The following is a 23687-nucleotide window of genomic DNA, read 5'->3' as shown; positions in this document are numbered from 1 at the left end:
CCTATGGATCTCGCTGGACTTTACCGACCGCCCCGCGCCGCTTGTGGATAACTTTGTTGAAAAGTGCCCCTGCCGAGCCGAAGCAAGGCCGCCGCGCTGTCGTTCCGTGGGCAACCGCACATTGAGCCGGGCGCTCGCAAAGCCTTGTCGAACAAGGCCTGAGCCGACGCGGTACATCGTTTGTGTGCCAGCGTCAACCTCTGTTCGCTCTACCGCGGCGCAACGAGAAGAATGTGTATAAGTCAAGACTTGACAAGCGCGAGACGGCCCGGCGATGCCATTTTTCAGCGGGTCCGCGCCCTAGAGCGAGAGCCCACCTGTGTGCGGCGCACCATAACCAATCGGTCAGCCGCCGCTCGCCTGCGCGCGCATCGCCCTGCTGTATTGGTGGACTTCATCGACGAGCTCCGCAACATTTTCGGGCGGAGCGAATTGAGAGATCCCGTGCCCGAGATTGAAAACGTGCCCAGGATGATTGCCGTAACTGTCGAGCACTGCGCGCGCTTGCTCGCGAACGGCCGCCGGGGGCGCGAACAGCGCGGCAGGGTCGAGATTGCCTTGCAGGGCAACGCGCGAGCCGACTCGCTCGCGGGCCGCACCCAGATTGACCGTCCAATCGAGCCCGACCGCGTCGACGCCGCACGCGGCGATATCGTCGAGCCACAGGCCCCCGCCCTTCGTGAACGTGACGACCGGCACGCGGCTGCCTTCGTGCTCGCGCACGAGCCGCCGCACCACGGCCTCGATGTATTGAAGCGAAAAGCGCTGAAAGATGCCGTCCGCGAGTGCGCCGCCCCATGTGTCGAAGATCATCACGGCTTGCGCACCTGCGCGAATCTGCGCATTGAGGTAAGCGGCGACCGCCTCGGCGTTGATGTGCAAGATCCGGTGCATCAGATCGGGGCGCGCGTACAGCATCGACTTCACCGTGCGGAAATCGTCGGAGCCGCCGCCCTCGACCATGTAGCAGGCAAGCGTCCACGGACTGCCAGAAAAGCCGATGAGCGGCACCCGCTGGCGGCCCTGCCCGTCCGTGAGCGCGCGGCGAATCGAGCGCACGGCGTCGGTCACATAGCCGAGCGTGGCGTCGATATCGGGCACGCGCAGCCGCGCGACATCCTCTTCCGTGCGAACCGGGTGCGCGAAGCGCGGCCCCTCTCCCGCCGCGAACGACAATCCCAAGCCCATTGCATCGGGTACCGTGAGGATATCGGAGAACAGGATGGCGGCGTCGAGCGGAAAGCGCTCGAGCGGCTGCAACGTGACCTCCGTCGCGAAATCGGGGTTCTTGGCCAAGCCGAGGAAGCTGCCTGCGCGTGCACGGGTGGCGTTGTACTCGGGCAGATACCGGCCCGCCTGCCGCATGAGCCAAATCGGCGTGTAGTCGGTGGGCTGGCGCAGCAGCGCGCGAAGGAACGTATCGTTGAGCAAGGTGGAGGGCACGGGATGAAAGCGCAAGGCGAAGCGGGAAAGACGGCCATTTTACCGGAGCGGCGATCTCGTTCGGGCCGGATATCGGCTTTTGCGACGCGAAGCTCGCCTGCGGCATTTTGGTACGGCTATGATCGGACGCTGCGTCTATGCGACAGCGGTTCGCTGCCAACACCCAAGGAGACCTTCGAATGATCCGGAAAGACCTGCTTCGCCTTTCGATCGGCGCGCTCGCGCTGGCGGCATCGTGCACGGGCGCGGCGTTCGCGCAAGCAAGCGGCGCGGCGCCAAGCGCGAGTCCCGCCGCGGCCCCCTCGCGGCTGGACGCGGTGATCGCGCGCGGCACGTTGCGCGTCTGCACGACGGGCGACTACAAGCCGTACTCGTTTCTGAAGGCCGACGGCACGTTCGAAGGAATCGACATCGACATGGCGGAATCATTGGCGAAGTCGCTCGGCGTCAAGGCGGACTTCGTCAAAACGACTTGGTCGAACCTCATGAGCGACTTCCTCGCGAAGTGCGACATTGCCGTGGGGGGCGTATCGACCACGCTCGAGCGGCAAAAGCGCGTGTTCTTCACGCAGCCTTACATGGTGGATGGCAAAGCGCCGATCACCCGTTGCGCCGACGCCGCGAAATACCAAACGCTGGCACAAATCGATCAGCCTGGCACGCGCGTGATCGTCAATCCGGGCGGCACCAACGAGCGCTTCGCCAAGCAATATCTGTCACATGCCAAGCTGACGGTCTATCCCGACAACGTCTCGATCTTCAAGCAGATCCTGGAAGGCAAAGCGGATGTGATGGTGACCGACGCATCGGAAACCCTGCTCCAACAAAAGCTCAACCCCGGCCTGTGCTCAGTCCATCCCGACAAACCGTTCCAGTACGGCGAAAAGGCCTACATGGTGCCGCAGGGCGACGTGACGTATCAGCAATACGTCGATCAATGGCTGCACCTTGCGCGTGAAACGGGGCAGTTCGATTCGATTAGGGACAAGTGGCTAAAGTAAGCCGCTGGCGGTCGAGCGCCGGGGGCGCCTCCCGCCTCCCGCCGCCGGGCATCTATTGAGGCACACGCGGCGCCGGGGCGTTGGCGCGGTGCGTGGAGCCGAACAGTCGCTCGTGCTCGATCTTCGCGCATACGTTCATCGCTACGTCCAGGCCTGCCGCCTTCGCTCGCGCGGCAGCCTCGTCGTTGATCACGCCTACTTGCAGCCAGAGGGATCTGGCGCCAATGGCGATGGCTTCTTCTGCGATGGCTACCGCTTCCTCCGGCCGGCGAAAAACGTCGACCATTTCAATGGCGGCGCCTTCCTGCGCGAGCGCGTGTGCGGCCATGGCGAGCGACGCATAACAGCGCTGCCCCAGCACGCCCGCCGTGTCGTTCGCGTAGGCCGGATTGACGGGAACGATCCGATAGCCGTGCGACTGCATGTAGGCCGCCACCGAGTGGCTCGGACGGTAAGCGTGGGTCGACAGCCCGACGACGGCAATCACGCGGTCGCGTTCCAGGATGCGCTTCAGATTCTCGGGCTCGTTCATTGTGTAGACATGAATGGTAAAGGTGCCGGTACACGCAATGCTCGGTAAGTTTCGCGCGCGCCATGCGAGCATGACGGCCATGGTAAGCCGACGATTGCCCCGACGAAACTCGTTTTTGGGTATTTCTCGATAAATTGCGAGGGTGCTTTTTTGATCGTTATTTCTTTTGTTCCGATCGTCGGAAATAGTGACGCAATTCCCTTTTTCTTCGGGTAAAAAATCCCGGAGAGCCTTATCTGGCGGGCGTTACAACCTGAAACACTTTGTTACCGCGTCTGGTTCTCAATTCGCCCACAATGCCTTTCAACGGTTTCAACACAGATGTGGGCTGGCGTGCATTGATTGGACGCTTCCTGCTCGGCGGTGCCGAATCCCCCAAGGGGGGGCCTCTTTGTTGGAGTCGTTGCCGATGCCCGAGGGTGGGTGGTGTTCTTCGGCTCCTTCATTGGTCTCCTCGCGCTAACCCCGTAGCGTGTGGTTTTTAGCGGGCTATCAAGCCCGCTTTTTTTTTGTGTCGGCGGGAGTTAGCGCTTCAGCGGTTACTCCCGCCCCATGCAGAGCACGACGGGAGTTAGCGCTTTAGCGGTTACTCCCGTCCCATGCAGAGCACGGCGGGAGTTAGCGCTTTAGCGGTTACTCTGGTCCCACGCGGAAGCGCCGGGTCACCCGCGCGCCATAACGCGCCCTCTCGATCAGCCAACCCGCGGCTTGCCGTGCTCTAGTTCGTCGATCATCCTTTCGCGCATCACGAACTTTTGCACCTTGCCTGTGACCGTCATCGGCATTTCGTCGACGAAGCGAACATAGCGCGGCACCTTGTAGTGCGCGATCTGCCCCTGGCAATACGCTCTAACCTCTTCCTCCGTCAGCGTTTCGCCAGGCCGCACGACGATCCAGGCGCACACTTCCTCGCCATACTTCTCGTCAGGGACGCCGAACACTTGGACGCTCTGGATCTTCGGGTGTCTAAACAAGAACTCTTCGACCTCCCGGGGGTAGATGTTTTCGCCGCCGCGAATCAGCATGTCCTTCAAGCGGCCGACAATGTTGCAATAGCCCTGCTCATCGATCGTCGCCAAATCGCCCGTGCGCATCCATCCGTCGACAATGGCCTCTCGTGTGCGCGGCTCGTCGTCCCAGTAGCCTTTCATGACCGAGTAGCCACGCGTCCACAGCTCGCCCGTTTGGCCCACCGCTGCGGTGTTGCCCAATGCATCGACCACCTTCGCTTCGAGATGCGGCTGAATTCGGCCGACCGTCGACGTGCGCTTGTCGACGGGGTCGGTCGTCGAGCTTTGAAACGAAACGGGGCTCGTCTCCGTCATGCCGTACGCGATCGTGATCTCCGACTGATGCATGCGGGAAATGACCTGCTTCATCGTCTCGATGGGGCACGGCGAGCCGGCCATGATGCCGGTACGCAGCGTCGATAGATCAAACGATGCAAACTCGGGGTGATCCAGTTCGGCGATGAACATCGTCGGCACGCCATGCAATGCGGTGCAACGCTCTTCGGCCACTGCGGCGAGCGCCGCACCGGGTTCGAATGCTTCGCCGGGAAAGACCATCTTCGCGCCCGTCGACACGCTCGCGAGCACCGACAGCACCATGCCGAAGCAGTGATATAGCGGCACCGGGATGCACAGCGCATCGTTCTCGGAAAAGCGCATGGCCATTGCGATGAAGCGTGCGTTGTTGACCACGTTGCGATGCGTGAGCGTGGCGCCTTTCGGGTTACCAGTCGTGCCGCTCGTGAATTGGATGTTGATCGGATCATGGGCCGACAACGTCGTCTCGATCGCTGCAAAGTCGATGGAATCGAGTGCGACCCGCCCGGCTTCGATCACGTCGGAGAACGTCAACATACCCGGCGTCGCCGTGTCGCACATGCGCACCACCGTCCGCAGGTTCGGCAAGCGGGCTGAGCGCAGGTTGCCCGCCTCGCATTGCGCGAGTTCGGGCGCGAGTGTCTGCAGCATCTCCACGTATTTCGAGCTCTTGAAGCACTCGGCCGTGATGATCGTAGAGCAACCGGACTTATTGAGCGCGTACTCGAGTTCCGAGAGCCGGTAGGCAGGATTGATATTGACGAGAATGGCGCCGATGCGTGCGGTCGCGAACTGCGTCAACAACCATTCGACGCGATTCGGAGACCAAATTCCCACGCGCTCGCCCCGCACGACGCCAAGCGTTGCCAGCCCCGCCGCTAGCACATCGACTTCGGCGGCGAACTCGCGCCATGTCCACCGAATGCCCTGCTCTCGGAATACGACGGCAGGCCGCTCGGGAAAGCGCGCGGCCGTATCGAAGAGAAGCCGTCCGATGGTGGAGTCGCTCAACAGGATGTCGGTGGCCCCCCGAACGTAGGAAAGGCCGTTGATCGGCGCAATAAGGGCGCCTTCCTCGGGAAGCTGCGTCGCCATCTCGTTGTCTCCAAAGACTCGTAGGAATTTTTGGACTGATTCTGCCACCGAGCGAGGTCCGCCCGCATCAAGTCTTACCCGCAGCAAAATGTCGCGGAGGCGCGCCTTAGAAGAAAAAAACGCCGCTTGGACTCAACCAAGCGGCGTTAAATATCCTACTAATCGTCTGATTCCGCTCCCGGTTGCCCTTCGCTGTGCGACAGGCTACTGGGTGCGCGAAGCGGTTTGTTAGTGGCTCTGCGAGCGCAGCTTACGCAGGCGTGCGATGGCGGCAAGCTGAGCCGTGGCGTATGCCAGTTCAGCCTGAGCCGTCGCGTACTCGATGTTCGAGCCCGAGTTCTGCAGCGCTTCCTCGGCACGCTTGCGCGCCTGTTCAGCCTTGGCTTCGTCGAGGTCTTTGCCGCGAATCGCGGTATCGGCGAGCACGGTCACGGCGCCCGGTTGCACTTCGAGAATGCCGCCGGCAACGAACACGAACTCTTCTTCGCCGCTTTCCGCCTCGATGCGCACCGCACCGGGACGAATACGCGTAATGAGCGGCGTATGGCCCGGCAGGATGCCGAGTTCGCCGGCTTCGCCCGGCAGCGCGACGAATTTCGCCTGGCCCGAGAAGATTTGCTCTTCCGCGCTGACGACGTCTACTTTGATGGTTGCCATATCGCTTCCTATGTCGAACAGAGTTGCCGCTTTAGCTGCCGGCTGCCGTTAGCGCCTTTCGCGCGTCCCGCAGCCCATGCACAGCACGCGCTCGGATCCCATGCAGAGCACGGCGAACCCAACGCGCGCTGCGAGCCCGGCCATCCATGCGGCCGCCGGGCCTGCGTGCCAAGCGGGCACACTCGGTTACTGGATCTTCTTGGCCTTTTCGAAGGCTTCGTCGATCGTGCCGACCATGTAGAACGCCTGCTCGGGCAGATGATCGCACTCACCTTCGACGATCATCTTGAAGCCGCGGATCGTTTCCTTCAGCGGCACGTACTTGCCAGGCGAACCCGTGAACACTTCGGCAACGTGGAACGGCTGCGACAGGAAACGCTGGATCTTACGCGCACGAGCCACCGACAGCTTGTCTTCCGGCGACAGTTCGTCCATGCCCAGAATCGCGATGATGTCGCGCAATTCCTTGTAGCGCTGCAGCGTTTGCTGCACGCCGCGCGTGATCGAGTAGTGCTCCTCGCCGATGACGTTCGGGTCGATCTGACGCGAGGTCGAATCGAGCGGGTCCACCGCGGGGTAGATACCGAGCGAAGCGATGTCACGCGAGAGCACGACCGTTGCGTCCAAGTGGCCGAACGTCGTTGCAGGCGAGGGGTCGGTCAAGTCGTCCGCAGGCACGTACACGGCTTGCACCGAGGTGATCGAACCCGTCTTCGTCGACGTGATGCGCTCTTGCAGCTTGCCCATTTCTTCGGCCAGCGTCGGCTGATAGCCCACGGCCGACGGCATCCGGCCGAGCAGTGCCGACACTTCGGTACCGGCCAGCGTGAAACGGTAGATGTTGTCGACGAAGAACAGCACGTCGAGGCCTTCGTCACGGAAGTGCTCGGCCATCGTCAGGCCCGTCAGCGCCACGCGCAGACGGTTGCCCGGCGGCTCGTTCATCTGACCGTACACGAGCGCGACCTTGTCGAGCACGTTCGAGTCCTTCATTTCGTGATAGAAGTCGTTCCCTTCACGGGTACGCTCGCCCACGCCCGCGAACACGGAGTATCCGCCGTGCTCCTTCGCGATGTTGTTGATGAGCTCCATCATGTTCACGGTCTTGCCCACGCCGGCGCCACCGAACAAGCCCACCTTGCCGCCCTTCGCGAACGGGCAGATCAGGTCGATAACCTTGATGCCCGTTTCGAGAAGCTCCGTCGACGGCGACAGTTCGTCGAACGCCGGCGCCTTTTGGTGGATCGAGCGCTTGGTCTCGCTGACGATCGGACCGGCTTCGTCGATCGGACGGCCGAGCACGTCCATGATGCGGCCGAGCGTCGGCTTGCCCACCGGCACGCTGATCGGCAGGCCCGTGTTCTTCACCAGAAGACCGCGGCGCAGACCGTCGGACGCGCCCAAACAAATCGTGCGCACGACGCCGTCGCCCAGCTGCTGCTGAACTTCGAGCGTCAGTTCCGTGCCTTCGAGCACGAGGGCGTCGTAGATCTTCGGCATGTGTTCACGCGGGAATTCCACGTCGATCACCGCGCCGATGCACTGTACGATCTTGCCTTCTACCAAAGCAGTAGTACTCATCGCTTTTCCTTTAGATACTCAATTCTTCACTCGCGCAAACGGCGCAGGGACGGTCGAGCCGGCACGCGTTACACCGCGGCGGCGCCACCCACGATTTCCGACAATTCCTTCGTGATCGCGGCCTGGCGGCTCTTGTTGTACACGAGCTGCAATTCGTTGATCACCGTCTTCGCGTTGTCCGACGCCGCCTTCATCGCCACCATGCGCGCCGATTGCTCGGACGCCATGTTTTCGGCGACGGCTTGGTACACGAGCGCTTCGACGTAACGCACCAGCAGTTCATCGACGACACTCTGCGCATCGGGTTCGTAGATGTAATCCCACGAAGCGTTCGGCGTCGTCTCGTCACGCTCGAAATGCTCGGCGGACAGCGGCAGCAACTGCTCGAGCACGGGCTCTTGCTTCATCGTATTGATGAAGCGCGTGTACGCGAGGTACACGGCCGAGATCTTGCCTTCCGAGTACAGATCGAGCTGCACCTTCACGGCGCCGATCAGCTTTTCCAGATGCGGCGTATCGCCGAGTTGCGTCACATGCGAAACCACCTTCGCCCCGACGCGATTCAAAAAGCCGAACCCCTTGCCGCCGATCGCGGTAGCTTGGACGCTTTGGCCCTTGTCCTCGAGCTCCTTGAACTTGCCCACGGTCGCGCGCAGCACGTTCGTGTTCAAGCCGCCGCACAGACCCTTATCGGTCGTGACGAGGATGATGCCGGCCGCCTTCGCGCCTTCGTTCGACACCATGAACGGGTGGCGATACTCGGGGTTCGCACGGCTCATATGCGCGGCGATGTCGCGAACTTTGACGGCGTACGGGCGAGCGGCGCGCATGCGCTCCTGCGCGCGGCGCATCTTCGATGCGGCCACCATCTCCATCGCCTTGGTGATCTTGCGCGTGTTTTGCACGCTCTTGATCTTGCCGCGGATTTCCTTCATTCCCGCCATTGCTTGCTCCTTTGCCGGCCTGAGTTAGCGCTTTAGCGCTTTACTCAGGCCCCATGCATAGCTGACGAAGCGGAGCGCGCTTCGGTGCCACTCCGCGCGCCGCTTCAAGGTCGTTATGCCTCGATCAATAAGCACCCGACTTCTTGAAGTCCTTCAGAGCGGCGTGCAGCGCTGCTTCGTCGTCCTTCGACAAGTCCTTCGTGTCTTCGATGCGCTTGATGAGGTCGGCATGGCTCGTCTTCAGGAATTCGCGCACGCCCTTTTCGAACGGCAGCACGTCCTTCACGTCAAGGTCATCCAGGTAACCGTTGTTCGCCGCGAACAGCGAGACGGCCAACTCCCACACCTGCAACGGCTGATACTGCGGCTGCTTCAAGAGCTCGGTCACGCGGCGGCCGCGCTCGAGCTGCTTGCGCGTGGCTTCGTCCAAGTCCGACGCGAACTGCGCGAAGGCGGCGAGTTCGCGATACTGCGCGAGGTCGGTACGGATACCGCCCGACAGCTTCTTGATGATCTTGGTTTGAGCCGCGCCACCGACGCGCGACACCGACACGCCCGCGTTGATCGCGGGACGGATACCGGCGTTGAACAAGTCGGTTTCGAGGAAGATCTGGCCGTCCGTGATCGAAATCACGTTCGTCGGCACGAATGCCGTCACGTCGCCCGCTTGCGTTTCGATGACGGGCAGCGCCGTGAGCGAACCGCTCTTGCCCTTCACTTCGCCGTTCGTGAACTTCTCGACGTACTCTTCCGAGACGCGCGCGGCGCGCTCGAGCAAACGCGAGTGCAGATAGAACACGTCGCCCGGATAAGCTTCACGGCCCGGCGGACGGCGCAGCAGCAGCGAGATCTGGCGATAGGCCCAAGCTTGCTTGGTCAAATCGTCATAGATGATGAGGGCGTCTTGACCGCGATCGCGGAAGTATTCGCCCATCGTGCAGCCAGAGTACGGCGCGAGGTATTGCATCGCGGCCGATTCCGACGCCGACGCGGCAACGACGATCGTGTACTGCATCGCGCCCGATTCCTCGAGCTTGCGCACGACGTTCATGATCGACGAAGCCTTCTGGCCGATCGCGACATAAATACAGATGAGGTCCTTGCCTTTCTGATTGATGATCGCGTCGACTGCCACCGCCGTCTTGCCGCACTGACGGTCGCCGATGATCAGCTCGCGCTGGCCGCGGCCGATCGGCACCATCGAGTCGATGGACTTCAGACCGGTCTGCACCGGCTGCGACACCGACTTACGCCAAATCACGCCGGGGGCGATCTTCTCGACCGCGTCGGTCATCTTCGCGTTGATCGGGCCCTTGCCGTCGATCGGGTTGCCGAGCGCATCGACCACGCGGCCGATGAGTTCGGGGCCGACCGGCACTTCGAGAATGCGACCCGTCGTCTTGACGACGTCGCCTTCCGAGATGTGTTCGTATTCACCGAGAATCACGGCGCCGACCGAGTCGCGCTCGAGGTTCAGCGCGAGGCCGAACGTATTACCCGGGAATTCGAGCATTTCGCCCTGCATCACGTCCGACAAGCCGTGAATGCGCACGATGCCGTCGGTCACGGAGATCACGGTGCCCTGATTGCGAACGTCCGCGCTCGCTTCAAGGCCCTGGATCCGGCTCTTGATCAGCTCGCTGATCTCAGAGGGATTGAGTTGCATTATTCGCTCCTGATAGTCAATTCTGTTGCGTGCCGTGCATGTGCGCGCCGCATCAAGCGGTCAGCGCCGTACGCATTTCGGCGAGCCGTGCGCGAACCGAGGTGTCGAGCACTTCGTCGCCAACGGTGACGCGCACGCCCCCGATCAGCGAGGCATCGACTTGAACGGTCGGTTTGAGCTGACGCCCAAACTTGCGCGTAAGGCTCGCGACGAGATCGGCGAGCTGGGCCTCTTGCAGCGGGAACGCGCTGACGATCAGCGCATCGGCCGCGCCTTCGCGAGCGTTTTTCAGTACTTCGAACTGGGCGGCGATTTCGGGCAGCAGCGAGAGACGGTGATTGTCGACCAACATCTGCACGAAGTTCTTGGCCTGCGGCGAAGCCGTCAAAGGCGACTTGACCGCCGCTGCGAGCAGCAGGTCGACGACCTGTGCGTGGCTCACTTTCGGGCTAGAGGCGACCGACATGAGCTCGGGCAGCCGCGCAACCTGGCCCAGCTCCTGCACGAGAGCGGACCAAGCGGCGAGGTCACCGCCTTCGGCGACGCTGAACAGCGCCTCTGCATAGGGACGGGCGATGGTTGCAAGTTCGGCCATGATCAGAGCCCGGCTTTCAGTTGATTGAGCAGCTCGGCATGTGCCGCCTGATCGATTTCGCGCTTCAGGATCTGTTCGGCGCCCTTGACCGCCAGCGCGGCCACTTCGGCACGCAGCGTTTCACGGGCTTTCACGACCTGTTGCTCGGCGTCGGCCTTGGCTTGAGCGATGATGCGAGCGGCTTCGGCTTGCGCGTTGGCCTTGATTTCCTCGGCCACGGAGAGCGCACGCTTTTCGGCGTCGGCAATGCGTTGCTGGCCGTCGTTGCGCGCCTTAGCGAGCTCTTGATCGACACGCTTGTGCGCCGCTTCGAGTTCCGTCTTGCCCTTTTCGGCGGCCGCAAGGCCGTCGGCGATCTTTCTGGACCGCTCGTCGAGGGCTTTGACCATCGGCGGCCACACGAACTTCATCGTGAACCACGCGAGGATCAGGAACACGACCATTTGCGCAATCAGAGTTGCGTTGAGATTCACGGTGTTTCCTTAATCGTTGCTAATTCGGAATGTGAAACGGTAAGGCGCTCATCGACGTAAAGTTCGATCAGCGCCCGAGCCTTCCGTTTCGCCCCTGCGCCGGCTTGCATCCACGGCGCAAAACTCCGATGAACCTTTAGCCTGCCAACTTCGACAGCAGCGGGTTCGCGAACGCAAACAGCATTGCCACACCGACGCCGATCAGGAACGCCGCGTCGATCAGACCAGCCAAGAGGAACATCTTGGTTTGCAGCGGGTTCATCAGTTCCGGCTGGCGTGCGCAAGCTTCGATGTACTTGCCGCCCATCAGGCCGATACCGATACAGGCGCCGATTGCACCCAGGCCGATGATGATGCCGATACCGATGGCGGTCAGACCTTGGATGTTGGCGATGAAAGCTTGCATGATCACTCCTTTGTAAAAGACTTTTTTGGAACTGGATTTAAAGAAACGGAAAACGAATCTGCCTGTGCAGCGATGCACCCTTGCCGATTAGTGCGAGTCGTGCGCCTGGCCGATGTACACGAGCGTCAGCATCATGAAGATGAACGCTTGCAACAGCACGATCAGGATGTGGAAAATCGCCCAGACCGTACCGGCGATCACGTGGCCGACGAAACCGAGCAACGTCGTGTCCGCGCCGAAGGTCCAGAGGCTGCCGAGCAATGCGATGAGCAGGAACAGCAGCTCGCCCGCGTACATGTTGCCGAACAGCCGCAACGCGAGCGAAACCGTCTTGGCGACGAACTCGATGATGTTCAATGCAAGGTTCGGGATCCACAACAGCGGGTGCGCACCGAACGGGGCCGAGATGAGCTCGTGCACGAAGCCGCCCACGCCCTTGATCTTGAGGTTGTAATAGATCATCAGCGCGAACACGCCGAGCGCGATGCCGAACGTGCCGTTCAGATCGGCCGTGGGCACGATGCGATGATGCGAAATGACGTTCGACAAGCCCAGCCAGCCGATGACATGGCCCGGCAGATCGACGGGGATGAAATCGAGCGAGTTCATCAGCGCAACCCAGACGAACACGAACAGTGCGAGCGGGGCGATGAACGTGCGGTTGCCGTGGATGATCGCTTTCGATTGGTCTTCGACCATCTCGACGAGCATCTCGATCGCGCATTGGAACCGGCCCGGCACGCCCGACGTGGCGCTACGCGCGGCCATGCGCAGAATGAAGATGGTCACGAGACCGCACACGATCGACCAGAACAGCGTGTCGATGTTCAAGATGCGCATGTCGATGATCGACGTCTGGTGCCCAGTGGCGAAGTTTTGCAAGTGGTGCGCGATGTACTCGGACGGATCCAAGCGCGTGCTTTCTGTAGCTGCCATATCGTTTATTGCCACCTAAATTGTCGAAAATCTTTCGATGCCCGCCCGACACGGCACAGACGCCGTAGGTCGTGCGAAAGGCGGCAAGCGCGCAGCGCGTATCCTCGCGCGCGCATTGCGCCGCCCATCGTCATCCCGTTTTCAGCGCCAAGCGAGCGCCAGCCAGTACGTCTGCAGCGTAACGAGGAAGGTCACGAGTAGCGGCAACCACCGAACGTCGTGATACCAAACGGCTACCGCGACGAACATCGCGACCGTCACCCCCATCTTGAGCATTTCGCCGATCATCCACGTGAGGATCGATCCGGCGCCGCCCGCTCCCTTCAGACGTGCCGCGAACAATGCGCTCGGCACCCAGCAAATCGCTCCCCCCAACAATGCCGACAGCGCAGCACCGCCCGGCGGCTCAGAGAACAGCCACCAAACCAGCGCGACGACGAGGGACAAAACCACTTGCGCCACCACGACCTTATAAGGCGTGACGCGCGACGGGCGACTCACGTCGGGACCGAATAGCTTTTCAGCCTCTACCCGCGTGAGCGGAACGAAATTCTTGTCTTGCTGCTCGGCATCCCACGCATCGTCGAACGTTTCCGAACGACCGACGGCGCGAGCGGAAGAAGGATCGTGTTGCGCGCGTTCGTCGTGCCTTGCATTCGGCTCTCGATCCGCCATCGCCCCTACCTTCAAGACTGCTGCAAAATTCAGTTTCCCACCCGCAGCTTTCGCCATGCTTACGGGGCTGCCGAACTAATAAATCCGGGCGATTGTAAGCGATAGTTGCAGGCGATTCAAGACTTTAGCCGCGACAAAAAACTGCTCGGAAGCGACGCGCCGCGGGCTCACGCGGGGCGTGCTTGCGTCCGATCGAAAGCCGCGATACAGGTTCGCCGCGCGGCGAGCGGCCCCATCGATCGCTCCTGCGGCCGATGTGCGCAATCCGGTTTTAGAGATGTATCAGCAACCATCCGCCAAGGACCGTGGCAACGACCCAGAACGGAATCGACAACAAATGAAACGGCACCCATATGCCGCGCTGTTTCGCGAGGCGCACGGCGATCAGGTTCGCCAGCGAGCCGATGGCGATCCCGAACCCGCCGACGCTGACACCGAAGGCCAGCGCGCGCCAGTCCTTCGTGAATTCGGCCAACATGATCGCGGCGGGCACGTTGCTGATGCCTTGCGACACGATCGCGGCTGCGGCATATGCGCGCAGCGGCGTGTCGAGCCCGAGGTGAGCCACCGTCTCGCGGATCCACGGCAGCGCCGCCACGCTGCGCAGCACGATGAACATCAGCACGAAGATCAGGAGCAGCGCCCAGTCGATCTTGAGCACCGCGTCGCGCCGCCACAACGCGAATCCGCAAACGACGCCGGCGAGGCCGATGCCCGGGTGATGCGAATCGGCAAGCAACACGAACGCGACGAACAAGATGGCCGCCACCCCGGCATACGCCCGGTCCACGGGTTCCTTCGAAACATCGCGCGAGAGGTCGAGCGGCTTCGCACGAAATGCGAACAACGCGAGGACGTAAAGCATTGCCATCAGCGTCGCGCAAAGCGGCGCCAACGCCCAAACGAAACGCCCGAACGACACGGCGCCGACCTGCCATAAGAAAAGATTCTGCGGGTTGCCGAGCGGCGTCAGAACCGAGCCGGCGTTGACGGCCAAGGCCAGGAAGATCGTCAGGCGCTTGACGGGTAGCGGCGTGAGCGCGTGCAGCGACAGCACGAGCGGCACGACGACGAACAAGGCGACATCGTTCGTGACCAGCATCGACAACCCGGCGGCCAAGCCGATCAGCAAGCAGGCAAGCACCCGCTCCGAGCGCACATGATGCACGACGCGATGAGCAAGCCACATCAACAGACCCGATAGCTCGATCGCCTTGGTCAACATCAAGAGCCCCGCCAGCGTCATCACCGTCGGCCAATCGACGAGCCGCGGCAGTGCGAGCCAAGGCTGCGCACGCGTGCTTTGAAGCACAGCCAACACGAGGACGAGCAGCGAAAGCACGGGCTCGTTCAGGGCGAAGCGAACGAGCTTGCGCGGCACGCTCGCACGCGCGCTGCGAGCGTTGTCAGCAGTAGTCATAGGCGGAGAGCGAACGAGAAGGGCTGGGCGGCGGCGCGCGCCGCGCGACGGACGATGGCAGCGTTCTAGCGCAGGGCTGCGCCGGATCAGGCCGCGGCCGTGCCGCTGCGCAAGCGCGCCAGAATGCCGTCGAGGGCGTCGAGATCGCCGAATTCGATTTGCAACTGCCCTCGCCCTCGCCGGCCCAGCTTGATTTTGACGGCTGCCGCGAGCAAATCCGACAGCTCTTCTTCGAGCCGACGCGTATCGCGCCCGCCGTCCTGGCTCGACCGCGCCTTCACCGCCGGCTCGGCTTTCGTGGTCGCCGTCACGAGGCGCTCGGTCTCGCGCACCGACATGCGCTTGTTCACGACTTGATTGGCAAGCGTGATCTGCGTCGCGGAATCGACGGCCAGCAATGCGCGCGCGTGGCCCATGTCGAGATCGCCGGCAAGCAACATCGTTTGCACCGGCTGCGCGAGGTTCAGCAAGCGCAGCAGATTCGAGACGGCGCTGCGCGAACGGCCCACGGATTCGGCCGCCTGCTCGTGTGTGAAGCGAAACTCGTCGAGCAAGCGCTGGATGCCCTGCGCTTCTTCCAGCGGATTGAGATCTTCGCGTTGAATGTTCTCGATGAGGGCCATCGCGGCCGCGGCCTGGTCGGGCACATCCTTGACGAGCACCGGCACCTCTTGCAGCCCAGCGATGTGCGCAGCGCGAAAACGGCGCTCGCCCGCAATGATCTCGTACTTCTCTTCCGAAACGGCGCGCACGAGGATCGGCTGCATGACGCCTTGCGCTCGAATGCTCGCGGCAAGCTCTTGCAGGCTGCCTTCGTCCATGCGCGTGCGCGGCTGGTACTTGCCCGCCTGCAGCTTGCCGAGCGGCAACACGTGGGGTTGCCCCTCGCTACGCACGGCCGTCGTAATGTCCGGGTTGCCGCCCAGCAGCGCCTCCAACCCACGCCCCAATCCCTTCTTCTTCGCTACGGCATTCATCGCATTTCCTCGATCGGCTTTCTTCTCGCGCAGCGCCATCTTCACAGCGCCCGCACGCGTTCAATCATTTCCGCGCCGAATTGCACATACGCTTGCGCGCCGCGCGATGCGCGGTCGAAAACGACGCCCGGCAAACCGTAGCTCGGCGCCTCCGCCAAGCGCACGTTGCGTGGGATCACGGCATCGAACACCTTGTCGCCGAAGTGCTCCTTGAGCTGATCCGACACTTGCTGCTGCAACGTAATGCGCGGGTCGAACATGACGCGCAGCAGACCGATCACCTTCAAGTCTCGATTGAGGTTGGCGTGAACCTGCTTGATCGTGTTGACGAGATCGGACAGCCCTTCGAGTGCGAAATACTCGCACTGCATCGGAATCACCACCCCATGCGCCGCGCAAAGTCCGTTTAAGGTCAGCAGCGACAGCGCCGGCGGGCAATCGATCAACACGAAATCGTACTCATCGGTCACCGCCGCCAACGCAGCTTTCAATTGCCTTTCGCGATTCTCGACGCTGACGAGTTCGATTTCCGCCCCGGCAAGCTCGCGATTGGCGGGAAGCACGTCGTAGGAGACGGCTTCGGACTTCACGCGCGCATCGGCTACGGAGACGCCGTCCACCAGCACCTCATAGACCGTGTTCTCGCACTCGGCCTTGTTGATGCCGCTGCCCATCGTGGCATTTCCCTGGGGATCGAGATCGATCAGCAACACGCGCTGCCCCTGCGAAGCGAGACTCGCGGCGAGATTGACCGTCGTCGTCGTCTTGCCGACACCGCCTTTTTGATTCGCAACGCAGAAGATTTTTGCCATCGTTCGAAGGATCCTCGTTACCGCTTGAATACTGTGATTGCTGTGGTTGCTGCGATTGCCGCGTTTGCAGTCGATACGCTCATCCCTGCGTGCCGCTCTCGAATACGACCTCGACCAAGTGCCGCTCGGCTTCGAGGAAAGGCACCTGAAGCCGCGTCACCCCGGCGACACGCGCCCCCGCCGGCAATCGCTCGATTTCAGCATCGGGGCGCACGCCTTTCATCGCCCAAATCGATCCGCGCTCGCTCAGCAAATGCCGCGCAAGTGTAACGAAATCGGAGAGCTCTGCGAATGCGCGCGAAACGATCGCATCAAATTTTTCTGGAACGTCGACGCCCGGGCGCAGATTTTCGACGCGTCCCGTCACCACCGATAAGTTACCGAGCTTGAGTTCGGCCTTCGCCTGCGCCTGAAAAGCCGTCTTTTTTTGGACGATGTCGTTCAGCGTGACATTGCGCTCGGGCAGCACGATCGCCAAAACAATTCCCGGCAGCCCGCCGCCCGACCCGACGTCGAGAATCGAACGACCCTCGCGCGCCGCGAGATGCGGCACGATCGAGAGCGAATCGAGTATGTGTTGAATCACCATCTGCCGAGGATCGCGAATCGCCGTCAGGTTGTAGACGGCGTTCCACTTCGACAGCAAGGCGACGTAGTCGGCGAGGCGCTGGAACTGCTCCTCCGACAGCGCAAGGCCCAGCGCCTGCGCGCCGGTGTGCAGCAACTCGAGCCAGACAGTGCGATCGTTCGATGCCGCGCCTTTGGCGCGCGACGCCGTCATCGGCCAGTCGGAGCCGCATTGGCTCCGCTTGCGCTGACGTTGCCGGACTCGGCGGCCGCTGCCGCGGAGCGGCGCCCAAGACCCTTCTTCAGATGAACCATCAACAGCGAAATCGTCGCCGGCGTGATCCCCGAGATACGCGATGCCTGACCAATCGTTTCCGGGCGGAATTGGGCGAGTTTTTGGCGCGCTTCAAACGACAAGCCTCGCACCGACGCATAGTCGATGCCATCGGGCAACCGCGTGCTTTCATTCGCTTCGTTGCGCTCGATTTCATCGGCTTGACGCTCGATGTACCCCTGATATTTCACGCCGATCTCGATCTGCTCCTTGATCTGTGCAAGCAAAACCGGATCTTCGGCAAGCGGCGCGTCGGGCCCGCACGCGCCATCACGCAAACCGCACACGCCGTCGTAGCTCACACCCGGCCGGCGCAGCAAGTCAGCAAGGTTGTACTCGTGGTCGATCGGCTTGCCGAGCAGCGCCGTCGCTTCGTCTGCGGAAAGCGTCTTCGGGCTCACCCATGTCGCGCGCAGACGCTCTGTTTCACGTGAAACAGCGTCGCGCTTGCGCGAGAAGGCATCCCAGCGCTCATCGTCGACAACGCCTAGCTCCCGCCCGATCTCCGTCAGGCGCATATCGGCGTTATCTTCACGCAGGCTCAACCGGTATTCGGCGCGGCTGGTGAACATGCGGTACGGCTCCGAGACGCCACGCGTCACCAAGTCGTCCACGAGGACACCCAGATACGCTTGATCCCGCCGCGGACACCACGCTTCCTTTTCCTGCACGTATCGACCGGCATTGATACCGGCAAGCAGGCCTTGCGCCGCTGCTTCTTCATAACCCGTCGTACCGTTGATCTGCCCTGCGAAGAACAGCCCACGGATCACCTTCGTCTCCAGCGACGCCTTCAAACCGCGAGGATCGAAGTAGTCGTACTCGATGGCATAGCCGGGACGCAGGATGTGGGCATTCTCGAGCCCTTGCATCGAATGTACGAGATCGAGCTGAACGTCGAATGGAAGGCTCGTTGAGATCCCATTCGGGTAGAACTCATTCGTCGTCAGCCCCTCGGGTTCGAGGAAGATTTGATGCGAAGCCTTCGACGCGAAGCGATGGATCTTGTCTTCGATCGACGGACAGTACCGTGGCCCCACCCCTTCGATCACGCCCGTGTACATCGGCGAACGATCGAGCCCGCCGCGGATGATGTCGTGCGTGCGCTCATTGGTATGCGTGACCCAGCACGGCACCTGCTGCGGATGTTGTGTCGCGCGGCCAAGGAACGAGAAAACAGGGACCGGATCGAGGTCGCCCGGCTGCGCTTCCAGCTTCGAGAAATCGATCGTGCGCCCGTCGATGCGCGGCGGCGTGCCCGTCTTGAGCCGACCCTGTGGCAACTTCAACTCTTTCAGTCGCGCCGACAGCGAGACGGCTGCCGGATCACCGGCACGTCCACCCGTATAGTTGTTGAGTCCTACGTGGATTTTCCCGTCGAGGAATGTCCCCGCAGTCAGAACGACGGCGCGTGCGCGGAATCGAACACCGACCTGCGTCACGGCGCCCACCACACGGTCGCCTTCGACGATCAGGTCCTCGACCGCTTGCTGAAACAAGCTCAGATTCGGCTGATTCTCGAGCCGGTGGCGAATCGCGGCTTTGTACAAGATGCGGTCGGCCTGGGCGCGCGTCGCCCGGACCGCTGGGCCCTTCGACGAATTCAGGATCCGAAACTGGATACCGCCTTCGTCGGTGGCTGCCGCCATCGCACCGCCCAACGCATCGACTTCCTTGACCAGATGGCCTTTGCCGATACCGCCGATAGACGGATTGCAGCTCATCTGGCCCAGCGTTTCGATATTGTGGGTCAGCAACAAGGTCTTTGCGCCCATACGGGCCGAGGCCAAAGCGGCTTCGGTGCCGGCATGACCACCGCCGACGACGATAACGTCAAATTCTGTGGGATAAAGCATCGGAGATCCCGCGGGACGAGAAGTGCGCGGGCCTTTCGGGAAAGTGTATGCGCGAAATTATAGCGGGGATCGTGGCCACAGCGCTTTAGCTAAATGGCTACGTAGTGTTTCACGTGGAACATCGCCCGCCCGCCACTCGGCGAAATCTCCTGTTCCTACAGCACAAAACCCCTGATTCCCGTAGCGCCCCGGGTCACGCGGACGTGAAACAATGCCGAGGGCCGCACAGTAGCACGCGGTACGGGATCGATTTTCAACTGACAAAGAGGCGGCAATGACGATTCAGCATTACACGGGCGGGTGCCACTGTGGCGATGTGCAGTTCGACGTGGACATCGATTTGGATCAGACGATCGTCTGCAACTGCTCCATTTGCACCAAGCGCGGATTCATCTGGGCTTTCGCGTCGGCTGAGCAGTTCCACTGGCGCACCGGAGAGAACGCCACCGGCGAGTACCTGTTCAACAAGCACGCCATCAGCCACCGTTTCTGCCAGCGATGCGGGGTCGAATCTTTCGCTTTCGGCGTTGCGCCAAGCGGGGCCCGCACGGCGGCGATCAACGTCCGGTGCCTCGATGGCGTCGATCTCGCCGCACTAAAGCCCACCGCCATCGACGGTGCAAGCCGCTGAGCCGCTAGCCCGAATCGAAACCCAGCGGCCCGTTGCAAGTCAGGCCGTCTTCTTCGCCAGCCCCAAATACGTCTCGATGACGCGGGGGTTTTGCGCGAGCGACCCGGCCGGCCCTTGCAGCGCCAGTTCGCCGGTTTCGAGCACGTATCCGTAGTCCGACACCTGCAGCGCCGCGCGCGCATTTTGCTCGATCAGCAACGTGGAGACGCCCGTGCTGCGCAGCGCGCTAATGATGTGGAAGATTTCTTTCACGATCAGCGGTGCGAGCCCCAAGCTGGGTTCGTCGAGCATGAGCAAATCGGGCTTGCCCATCAGCGCGCGCCCGAGCGCGAGCATCTGCCGCTCCCCGCCCGACAGCGTGCCGGCAGCCTGCTTGCGCCGCTCCTTCAAGCGCGGAAATCGCTCGAACACCGGGTCGAGTTGGTCGAGATAGTCGCGTTCCCCGGCCTGCTTGCGCCGGTATGCGCCGAGAACGAGATTGTCTTCGACCGACATCGTCGAAAACAGCTCGCGCTTTTCCGGAACGAGACACATACCGCGCGCAACGCGCTTTTCCACAGGCAACGCGCCGACTTCCTCAGCGCAATAGCGCACCTGCCCCTTCGCATGGCCAATCGCCGGCAACGCGCCCATGATGGCGCCCAGCAGCGTCGACTTTCCGGCGCCGTTGGGACCGATCACGCTGACGATCTGGCCGGGCCGAACCTCGATCGACACGTCATGCAGCGCCTCCACCTTGCCGTATCGCACGCAGAGCCCCGACACGGACAAAATCGGCGCAGTCGTCGTTTCAGTCATTTCAATCCACTCCGCCGAGATAGGCTTCGACCACCGCAGGGTCGTTTTGCACCTCTTCGGGCAAGCCATGTGCGATGCGCGTGCCGAACTCCATGACGACGAGCCGATCCGCGAGATTCATCACGAAGTCCATGTCGTGCTCGACCAACAGTACGCTCATGCCCTCCGCCTTGAGCTTACGCAGCAACTCGGCCAGCTGCTGTTTCTCTCGATAACGCAACCCCGCCGCCGGCTCGTCGAGCAACAAGAGCGTCGGATCGCAGCACAAGGCTCGCGCGATCTCCAAAATCCGCTGCTGGCCAAGCGCGAGGCTGCCAGCTTCGTCGTACATGTGCTCTTCGAGGCCCACGCGCCGGATCTGCTCGGCCGCGTCGAACATCAACCGCGCCTCCTCGGCCGCGTTGAGCCGGGCAAGGCTGCGCAAAACGCCGCTCGACCCGCGCAGGTGCGCGCCGATTGCGACGTTCTCGAGCACCGTCATCGACGGCAACAGCTTGACGTGCTGGAACGTGCGGCCAATGCCGCGCCTGACGATTTCACGTGAATTGAGTGCATCGATGCGCTCGCCGCGGAAATGGATTTCGCCGCGCGTCGCTTGCAGCACGCCCGTTACGAGGTTGAACGTCGTCGATTTACCTGCGCCGTTGGGACCGATCAAGCCGACGATTTGGCCCGCGGTCAACTCGAAGCTGACGTCGTTGACGGCCACGAGCCCACCGAACTCCTTGCGCGCCCGGTCCACGACGAGCAACGGCTCTCCGGCCGGAACCCGCTCCCGTCTCGGCAACGGATCGGCCTGCTCGGGCGCCCGTGCATACGGGCCGCGCGGAAACCAGCGCGCCACGAACGGCCACACGCCCTGCCTTGCATACTGCAGCAGCGCGACCATCAACACACCGAAGACGATGATTTCGAAGTTGCCGCTTTGGCCGAGCAGCACGGGCAACCAAGACTGCAAGTAGTCTTGCACGACGGTGAGAATCGCCGCCCCCAGAATCGCACCCCAGACATGTGCGACGCCGCCCACGACGGCCATGAACAGATACTCGATGCCATGGTTCAAGCCGAACGGCGTCGGATTCACGGCGCGCTGCAGGTGCGCGAAGAGGAATCCGGAGATCGCCGCGAGAATGGCCGCGTACACGAAAATGACGACCCGCATCCATGCGGTGTTGACGCCCATTGCCTCAGCCATCGCGCTCGCCCCGCGCAAGGCGCGAATCGCTCGTCCCGGCCGACTATTAAGCAAATTCTGAATTGAAATCAACGCGATCAGCACTACGGCCCAAATCAGGTAATAGATGCTGCGCCCTGACTCGAACGAGAGCCCGAACGCGCTCAGCGGCGCAATGCCGTTGATGCCGTCGTACTTGCCCAATGCTTCGAGGTTGCCGAACAGGTAATACAGCGACAGTCCCCAAGCGATGGTGCCCAGCGGCAGGAAGTGCCCCGACAAGCGCATGGTGACGGCGCCGATGACGAGTGCAACAAGCGCCGTCAGCGCAATGCCGACGAACAAGGCAATCCACGGCGAGACGCCGAATCGCGTCGTCAAATAGGCCGTCGCGTAGGCGCCGACGCCGACGAACGCCGCCTGGCCGAAGCTCGTCATGCCGCCTACGCCTGTGAGCAATACGAGCCCCAGCGCGACGATCGAATACAGGCCGATGTAGTTGAGCAGCGTGATCCAGTACTCCGGCACGTGCAGCGGATGCGGCAACACGGGCAGCGCGAACAGGACGACGAGAAAGCACCAAAACGGCTTGGTGCGGGAGAGTCGATGCTTCATCGTAAAAACTGACTCCGGTTTTAAACCCGCGCTTGAAGGCGGTGTGCCGAAACCCCGGCGCGAGGGCCGGTGCTAGGGGGGTGCCCGCTCATTGCTCCTCCTCCTCGACGTGTCCCGTGGCCAAACTGCGCCAAAGCAGCACGGGAATGATGAGCGTGAAGACGATCACTTCCTTGTAAGCGCTCGCCCAGAACGACGAATACGACTCGAGCAACCCCACCAACAGCGAGCCCGCGGCTGCGAGCGGGTAACTGACGAGTCCGCCGATGATCGCGCCGACGAAGCCCTTCAAGCCGATCAAAAAGCCGGAGTCGTAATAGATGGTCGTCAGCGGTGCGACGAGGATGCCGGACAGCGCCCCGAGCCCCGCCGCCAAGGTGAACGCGAGCCGGCCCGCCTGCGCCGTGCCGATGCCCACCAGCCGCGCGCCCAGGCGGTTCACCGACGTCGCCCGCAATGCCTTGCCGGAAATCGAGCGGTCGAAGTAGAAATAGAGCGCCGCGATCAACACGAGCGCGGTCGCTATCACCCATATGCTTTGACCCGAAATCGACACGCCGCCGAGGCTCAACGATGCGTCCGAAAACGGCGTCGTGCGTGAGCCTTCCGCGCCGAACATCAAGAGTCCAAGACCCACCATGGCGAAATGCACGGCGACGGCGACGATCAACAGCAATAGCGTCGTGGCTTCAGCGATCGGCTCGAACGCCAACCGGTAGACGAATGGCCCGATCGGCACGACGATCGCGAGCGTCAAGGCGAGTTGCGCGGCCATCGGCAGGCTCTCGCCGTAGAAGTGCCGAGCAATCGCATAGACGGCAATTGGGCCGAGCAGATAACGGCTCGCGAGCCCCGCCATCAGCCGCGGCGCGTGCCGGCGGCGCTCCGGATGCCGCACGAGCCCCGCGGCCTCGACGAGGAAGCACGCGGCGCCCAGCACCGGCAGCAAAATGGCGGTGGGCGGAAACTTCTGGGCTTGCAACATCGCAAGCGTCAATGCACCGTATGAAACGAACTCCCCTTGCGGGATAAAGATGACGCGCGTGACGGAGAACACCAACACGAGCGCCAGTGCGAGCAGCGCGTAGACGGCGCCGGTGGTGATCCCGTCTTGCGCGAGAATCGCCGCAATCGATAAATCCATGCTGTTCGAGCCCCGTACTACGATCTG

At 62.2% G+C, this 23687-nt stretch carries 22 protein-coding genes; 2 read left to right on the top strand and 20 right to left on the bottom strand.

Features of this window, described 5'->3' with window-relative positions; translation table 11 throughout:
* Nucleotides 1-345 precede the first annotated feature (345 nt).
* On the bottom strand, nucleotides 346-1443 hold the full coding sequence (gene hemE / locus MMB74_RS22445) for a uroporphyrinogen decarboxylase (protein WP_277430863.1): 1098 nt from the start codon (nucleotides 1441-1443) through the stop codon (nucleotides 346-348).
* A gap of 179 nt (nucleotides 1444-1622) precedes the next feature.
* On the opposite strand from hemE, the gene MMB74_RS22440 reads away from it, so the two are divergent.
* Entirely contained in the window at nucleotides 1623-2444 is an 822-nt protein-coding gene (locus MMB74_RS22440; RefSeq protein WP_277430862.1) for a transporter substrate-binding domain-containing protein, read from the top strand.
* Between the two features lie 52 nt (nucleotides 2445-2496).
* Here MMB74_RS22440 and MMB74_RS22435 read toward each other — a convergent pair whose 3' ends face one another.
* The 16 genes from MMB74_RS22435 to mnmG all read right to left on the bottom strand — a co-directional run bounded on the left by MMB74_RS22435 (nucleotide 2497) and on the right by mnmG (nucleotide 19298).
* A complete protein-coding gene (locus tag MMB74_RS22435; RefSeq protein WP_277430861.1) occupies nucleotides 2497-2976 on the bottom strand; it encodes a CoA-binding protein in 480 nt (159 codons plus the stop codon).
* 692 nt (nucleotides 2977-3668) lie between these two features.
* The gene (locus MMB74_RS22430) at nucleotides 3669-5399 is read right to left on the bottom strand and encodes an AMP-binding protein (protein WP_277430860.1); all 1731 of its coding nucleotides are present in this window, start codon (nucleotides 5397-5399) and stop codon (nucleotides 3669-3671) included.
* 228 nt (nucleotides 5400-5627) lie between these two features.
* Entirely contained in the window at nucleotides 5628-6056 is a 429-nt protein-coding gene (locus MMB74_RS22425; RefSeq protein WP_102611958.1) for a F0F1 ATP synthase subunit epsilon, read from the bottom strand.
* Between the two features lie 186 nt (nucleotides 6057-6242).
* Nucleotides 6243-7637 (bottom strand): F0F1 ATP synthase subunit beta, encoded by a 1395-nt coding sequence (atpD, locus tag MMB74_RS22420; protein WP_277430859.1) that lies wholly within the window; start codon nucleotides 7635-7637, stop codon nucleotides 6243-6245.
* 68 nt (nucleotides 7638-7705) lie between these two features.
* The gene (atpG, locus tag MMB74_RS22415) at nucleotides 7706-8581 is read right to left on the bottom strand and encodes a F0F1 ATP synthase subunit gamma (protein ID WP_277430858.1); all 876 of its coding nucleotides are present in this window, start codon (nucleotides 8579-8581) and stop codon (nucleotides 7706-7708) included.
* A 124-nt stretch (nucleotides 8582-8705) separates the two neighbouring features.
* Nucleotides 8706-10247 carry a F0F1 ATP synthase subunit alpha gene (gene atpA / locus MMB74_RS22410; RefSeq protein WP_277430857.1) on the bottom strand — a complete coding sequence of 514 codons (1542 nt, stop codon included), beginning with the start codon at nucleotides 10245-10247 and terminating at the stop codon, nucleotides 8706-8708.
* A 52-nt stretch (nucleotides 10248-10299) separates the two neighbouring features.
* Nucleotides 10300-10842 (bottom strand): F0F1 ATP synthase subunit delta, encoded by a 543-nt coding sequence (locus MMB74_RS22405; RefSeq protein WP_277430856.1) that lies wholly within the window; start codon nucleotides 10840-10842, stop codon nucleotides 10300-10302.
* Between the two features lie 2 nt (nucleotides 10843-10844).
* Nucleotides 10845-11315 carry a F0F1 ATP synthase subunit B gene (locus MMB74_RS22400; RefSeq protein ID WP_277430855.1) on the bottom strand — a complete coding sequence of 157 codons (471 nt, stop codon included), beginning with the start codon at nucleotides 11313-11315 and terminating at the stop codon, nucleotides 10845-10847.
* A 136-nt stretch (nucleotides 11316-11451) separates the two neighbouring features.
* A complete protein-coding gene (atpE, locus tag MMB74_RS22395) occupies nucleotides 11452-11721 on the bottom strand; it encodes a F0F1 ATP synthase subunit C (protein ID WP_007180033.1) in 270 nt (89 codons plus the stop codon).
* 87 nt (nucleotides 11722-11808) lie between these two features.
* Nucleotides 11809-12657, bottom strand: coding sequence for a F0F1 ATP synthase subunit A (gene atpB, locus MMB74_RS22390; RefSeq protein ID WP_277430854.1), 849 nt, complete (start codon nucleotides 12655-12657; stop codon nucleotides 11809-11811).
* A 141-nt stretch (nucleotides 12658-12798) separates the two neighbouring features.
* The gene (locus MMB74_RS22385; RefSeq protein WP_277430853.1) at nucleotides 12799-13332 is read right to left on the bottom strand and encodes an ATP synthase subunit I; all 534 of its coding nucleotides are present in this window, start codon (nucleotides 13330-13332) and stop codon (nucleotides 12799-12801) included.
* A 271-nt stretch (nucleotides 13333-13603) separates the two neighbouring features.
* Nucleotides 13604-14752 carry an SLC13 family permease gene (locus MMB74_RS22380; protein WP_277430852.1) on the bottom strand — a complete coding sequence of 383 codons (1149 nt, stop codon included), beginning with the start codon at nucleotides 14750-14752 and terminating at the stop codon, nucleotides 13604-13606.
* A gap of 86 nt (nucleotides 14753-14838) precedes the next feature.
* A complete protein-coding gene (locus tag MMB74_RS22375) occupies nucleotides 14839-15729 on the bottom strand; it encodes a ParB/RepB/Spo0J family partition protein (RefSeq protein ID WP_277430851.1) in 891 nt (296 codons plus the stop codon).
* Nucleotides 15730-15770: 41 nt separating this feature from the next.
* Nucleotides 15771-16541: a ParA family protein gene (locus tag MMB74_RS22370; protein WP_277430850.1), complete on the bottom strand. Its 771-nt coding sequence runs from the start codon at nucleotides 16539-16541 to the stop codon at nucleotides 15771-15773.
* A gap of 79 nt (nucleotides 16542-16620) precedes the next feature.
* Nucleotides 16621-17322 (bottom strand): 16S rRNA (guanine(527)-N(7))-methyltransferase RsmG, encoded by a 702-nt coding sequence (rsmG, locus tag MMB74_RS22365; protein WP_277430849.1) that lies wholly within the window; start codon nucleotides 17320-17322, stop codon nucleotides 16621-16623.
* A complete protein-coding gene (gene mnmG / locus MMB74_RS22360) occupies nucleotides 17319-19298 on the bottom strand; it encodes a tRNA uridine-5-carboxymethylaminomethyl(34) synthesis enzyme MnmG (protein WP_277430848.1) in 1980 nt (659 codons plus the stop codon). The genes rsmG and mnmG overlap by 4 nt, the downstream gene beginning before the upstream one ends.
* A 274-nt stretch (nucleotides 19299-19572) precedes the next feature.
* Here mnmG and MMB74_RS22355 point away from each other — a divergent pair, with 274 nt between their 5' ends.
* Nucleotides 19573-19929, top strand: coding sequence for a GFA family protein (locus MMB74_RS22355; RefSeq protein WP_277430847.1), 357 nt, complete (start codon nucleotides 19573-19575; stop codon nucleotides 19927-19929).
* 39 nt (nucleotides 19930-19968) lie between these two features.
* Here MMB74_RS22355 and MMB74_RS22350 read toward each other — a convergent pair whose 3' ends face one another.
* From MMB74_RS22350 to MMB74_RS22340, 3 genes are all read right to left on the bottom strand, one after another.
* Nucleotides 19969-20727 carry an ABC transporter ATP-binding protein gene (locus MMB74_RS22350; RefSeq protein WP_277430846.1) on the bottom strand — a complete coding sequence of 253 codons (759 nt, stop codon included), beginning with the start codon at nucleotides 20725-20727 and terminating at the stop codon, nucleotides 19969-19971.
* 1 nt (nucleotide 20728) lies between these two features.
* Entirely contained in the window at nucleotides 20729-22516 is a 1788-nt protein-coding gene (locus MMB74_RS22345) for a branched-chain amino acid ABC transporter ATP-binding protein/permease (protein WP_277430845.1), read from the bottom strand.
* A gap of 88 nt (nucleotides 22517-22604) precedes the next feature.
* The gene (locus tag MMB74_RS22340; RefSeq protein ID WP_277430844.1) at nucleotides 22605-23660 is read right to left on the bottom strand and encodes a branched-chain amino acid ABC transporter permease; all 1056 of its coding nucleotides are present in this window, start codon (nucleotides 23658-23660) and stop codon (nucleotides 22605-22607) included.
* Nucleotides 23661-23687: the final 27 nt, after the last annotated feature.

It is taken from the genome of Trinickia sp. Y13, from assembly GCF_029522115.1.
Taxonomy (GTDB): Bacteria; Pseudomonadota; Gammaproteobacteria; order Burkholderiales; family Burkholderiaceae; genus Trinickia.
This window is presented reverse-complemented; position numbering and strand designations above follow the sequence as displayed.

Bases quoted from the DNA above. Each gene is read 5' to 3' on its own strand.
- MMB74_RS22350 (WP_277430846.1), bottom strand. From the start codon at position 20,727: ATGACTGAAACGACGACTGCGCCGATTTTGTCCGTGTCGGGGCTCTGC.
- MMB74_RS22405 (WP_277430856.1), bottom strand. From the start codon at position 10,842: ATGGCCGAACTTGCAACCATCGCCCGTCCCTATGCAGAGGCGCTGTTC.
- rsmG (WP_277430849.1), bottom strand. From the start codon at position 17,322: ATGACGGCGTCGCGCGCCAAAGGCGCGGCATCGAACGATCGCACTGTC.
- atpD (WP_277430859.1), bottom strand. From the start codon at position 7,637: ATGAGTACTACTGCTTTGGTAGAAGGCAAGATCGTACAGTGCATCGGC.
- MMB74_RS22435 (WP_277430861.1), bottom strand. From the start codon at position 2,976: ATGAACGAGCCCGAGAATCTGAAGCGCATCCTGGAACGCGACCGCGTG.
- atpG (WP_277430858.1), bottom strand. From the start codon at position 8,581: ATGGCGGGAATGAAGGAAATCCGCGGCAAGATCAAGAGCGTGCAAAAC.
- MMB74_RS22340 (WP_277430844.1), bottom strand. From the start codon at position 23,660: ATGGATTTATCGATTGCGGCGATTCTCGCGCAAGACGGGATCACCACC.
- MMB74_RS22355 (WP_277430847.1), top strand. From the start codon at position 19,573: ATGACGATTCAGCATTACACGGGCGGGTGCCACTGTGGCGATGTGCAG.
- MMB74_RS22425 (WP_102611958.1), bottom strand. From the start codon at position 6,056: ATGGCAACCATCAAAGTAGACGTCGTCAGCGCGGAAGAGCAAATCTTC.
- MMB74_RS22440 (WP_277430862.1), top strand. From the start codon at position 1,623: ATGATCCGGAAAGACCTGCTTCGCCTTTCGATCGGCGCGCTCGCGCTG.
- MMB74_RS22345 (WP_277430845.1), bottom strand. From the start codon at position 22,516: ATGAAGCATCGACTCTCCCGCACCAAGCCGTTTTGGTGCTTTCTCGTC.
- MMB74_RS22385 (WP_277430853.1), bottom strand. From the start codon at position 13,332: ATGGCGGATCGAGAGCCGAATGCAAGGCACGACGAACGCGCGCAACAC.
- MMB74_RS22370 (WP_277430850.1), bottom strand. From the start codon at position 16,541: ATGGCAAAAATCTTCTGCGTTGCGAATCAAAAAGGCGGTGTCGGCAAG.
- atpB (WP_277430854.1), bottom strand. From the start codon at position 12,657: ATGGCAGCTACAGAAAGCACGCGCTTGGATCCGTCCGAGTACATCGCG.
- MMB74_RS22375 (WP_277430851.1), bottom strand. From the start codon at position 15,729: ATGAATGCCGTAGCGAAGAAGAAGGGATTGGGGCGTGGGTTGGAGGCG.
- MMB74_RS22430 (WP_277430860.1), bottom strand. From the start codon at position 5,399: ATGGCGACGCAGCTTCCCGAGGAAGGCGCCCTTATTGCGCCGATCAAC.
- atpA (WP_277430857.1), bottom strand. From the start codon at position 10,247: ATGCAACTCAATCCCTCTGAGATCAGCGAGCTGATCAAGAGCCGGATC.
- MMB74_RS22380 (WP_277430852.1), bottom strand. From the start codon at position 14,752: ATGACTACTGCTGACAACGCTCGCAGCGCGCGTGCGAGCGTGCCGCGC.
- mnmG (WP_277430848.1), bottom strand. From the start codon at position 19,298: ATGCTTTATCCCACAGAATTTGACGTTATCGTCGTCGGCGGTGGTCAT.
- atpE (WP_007180033.1), bottom strand. From the start codon at position 11,721: ATGCAAGCTTTCATCGCCAACATCCAAGGTCTGACCGCCATCGGTATC.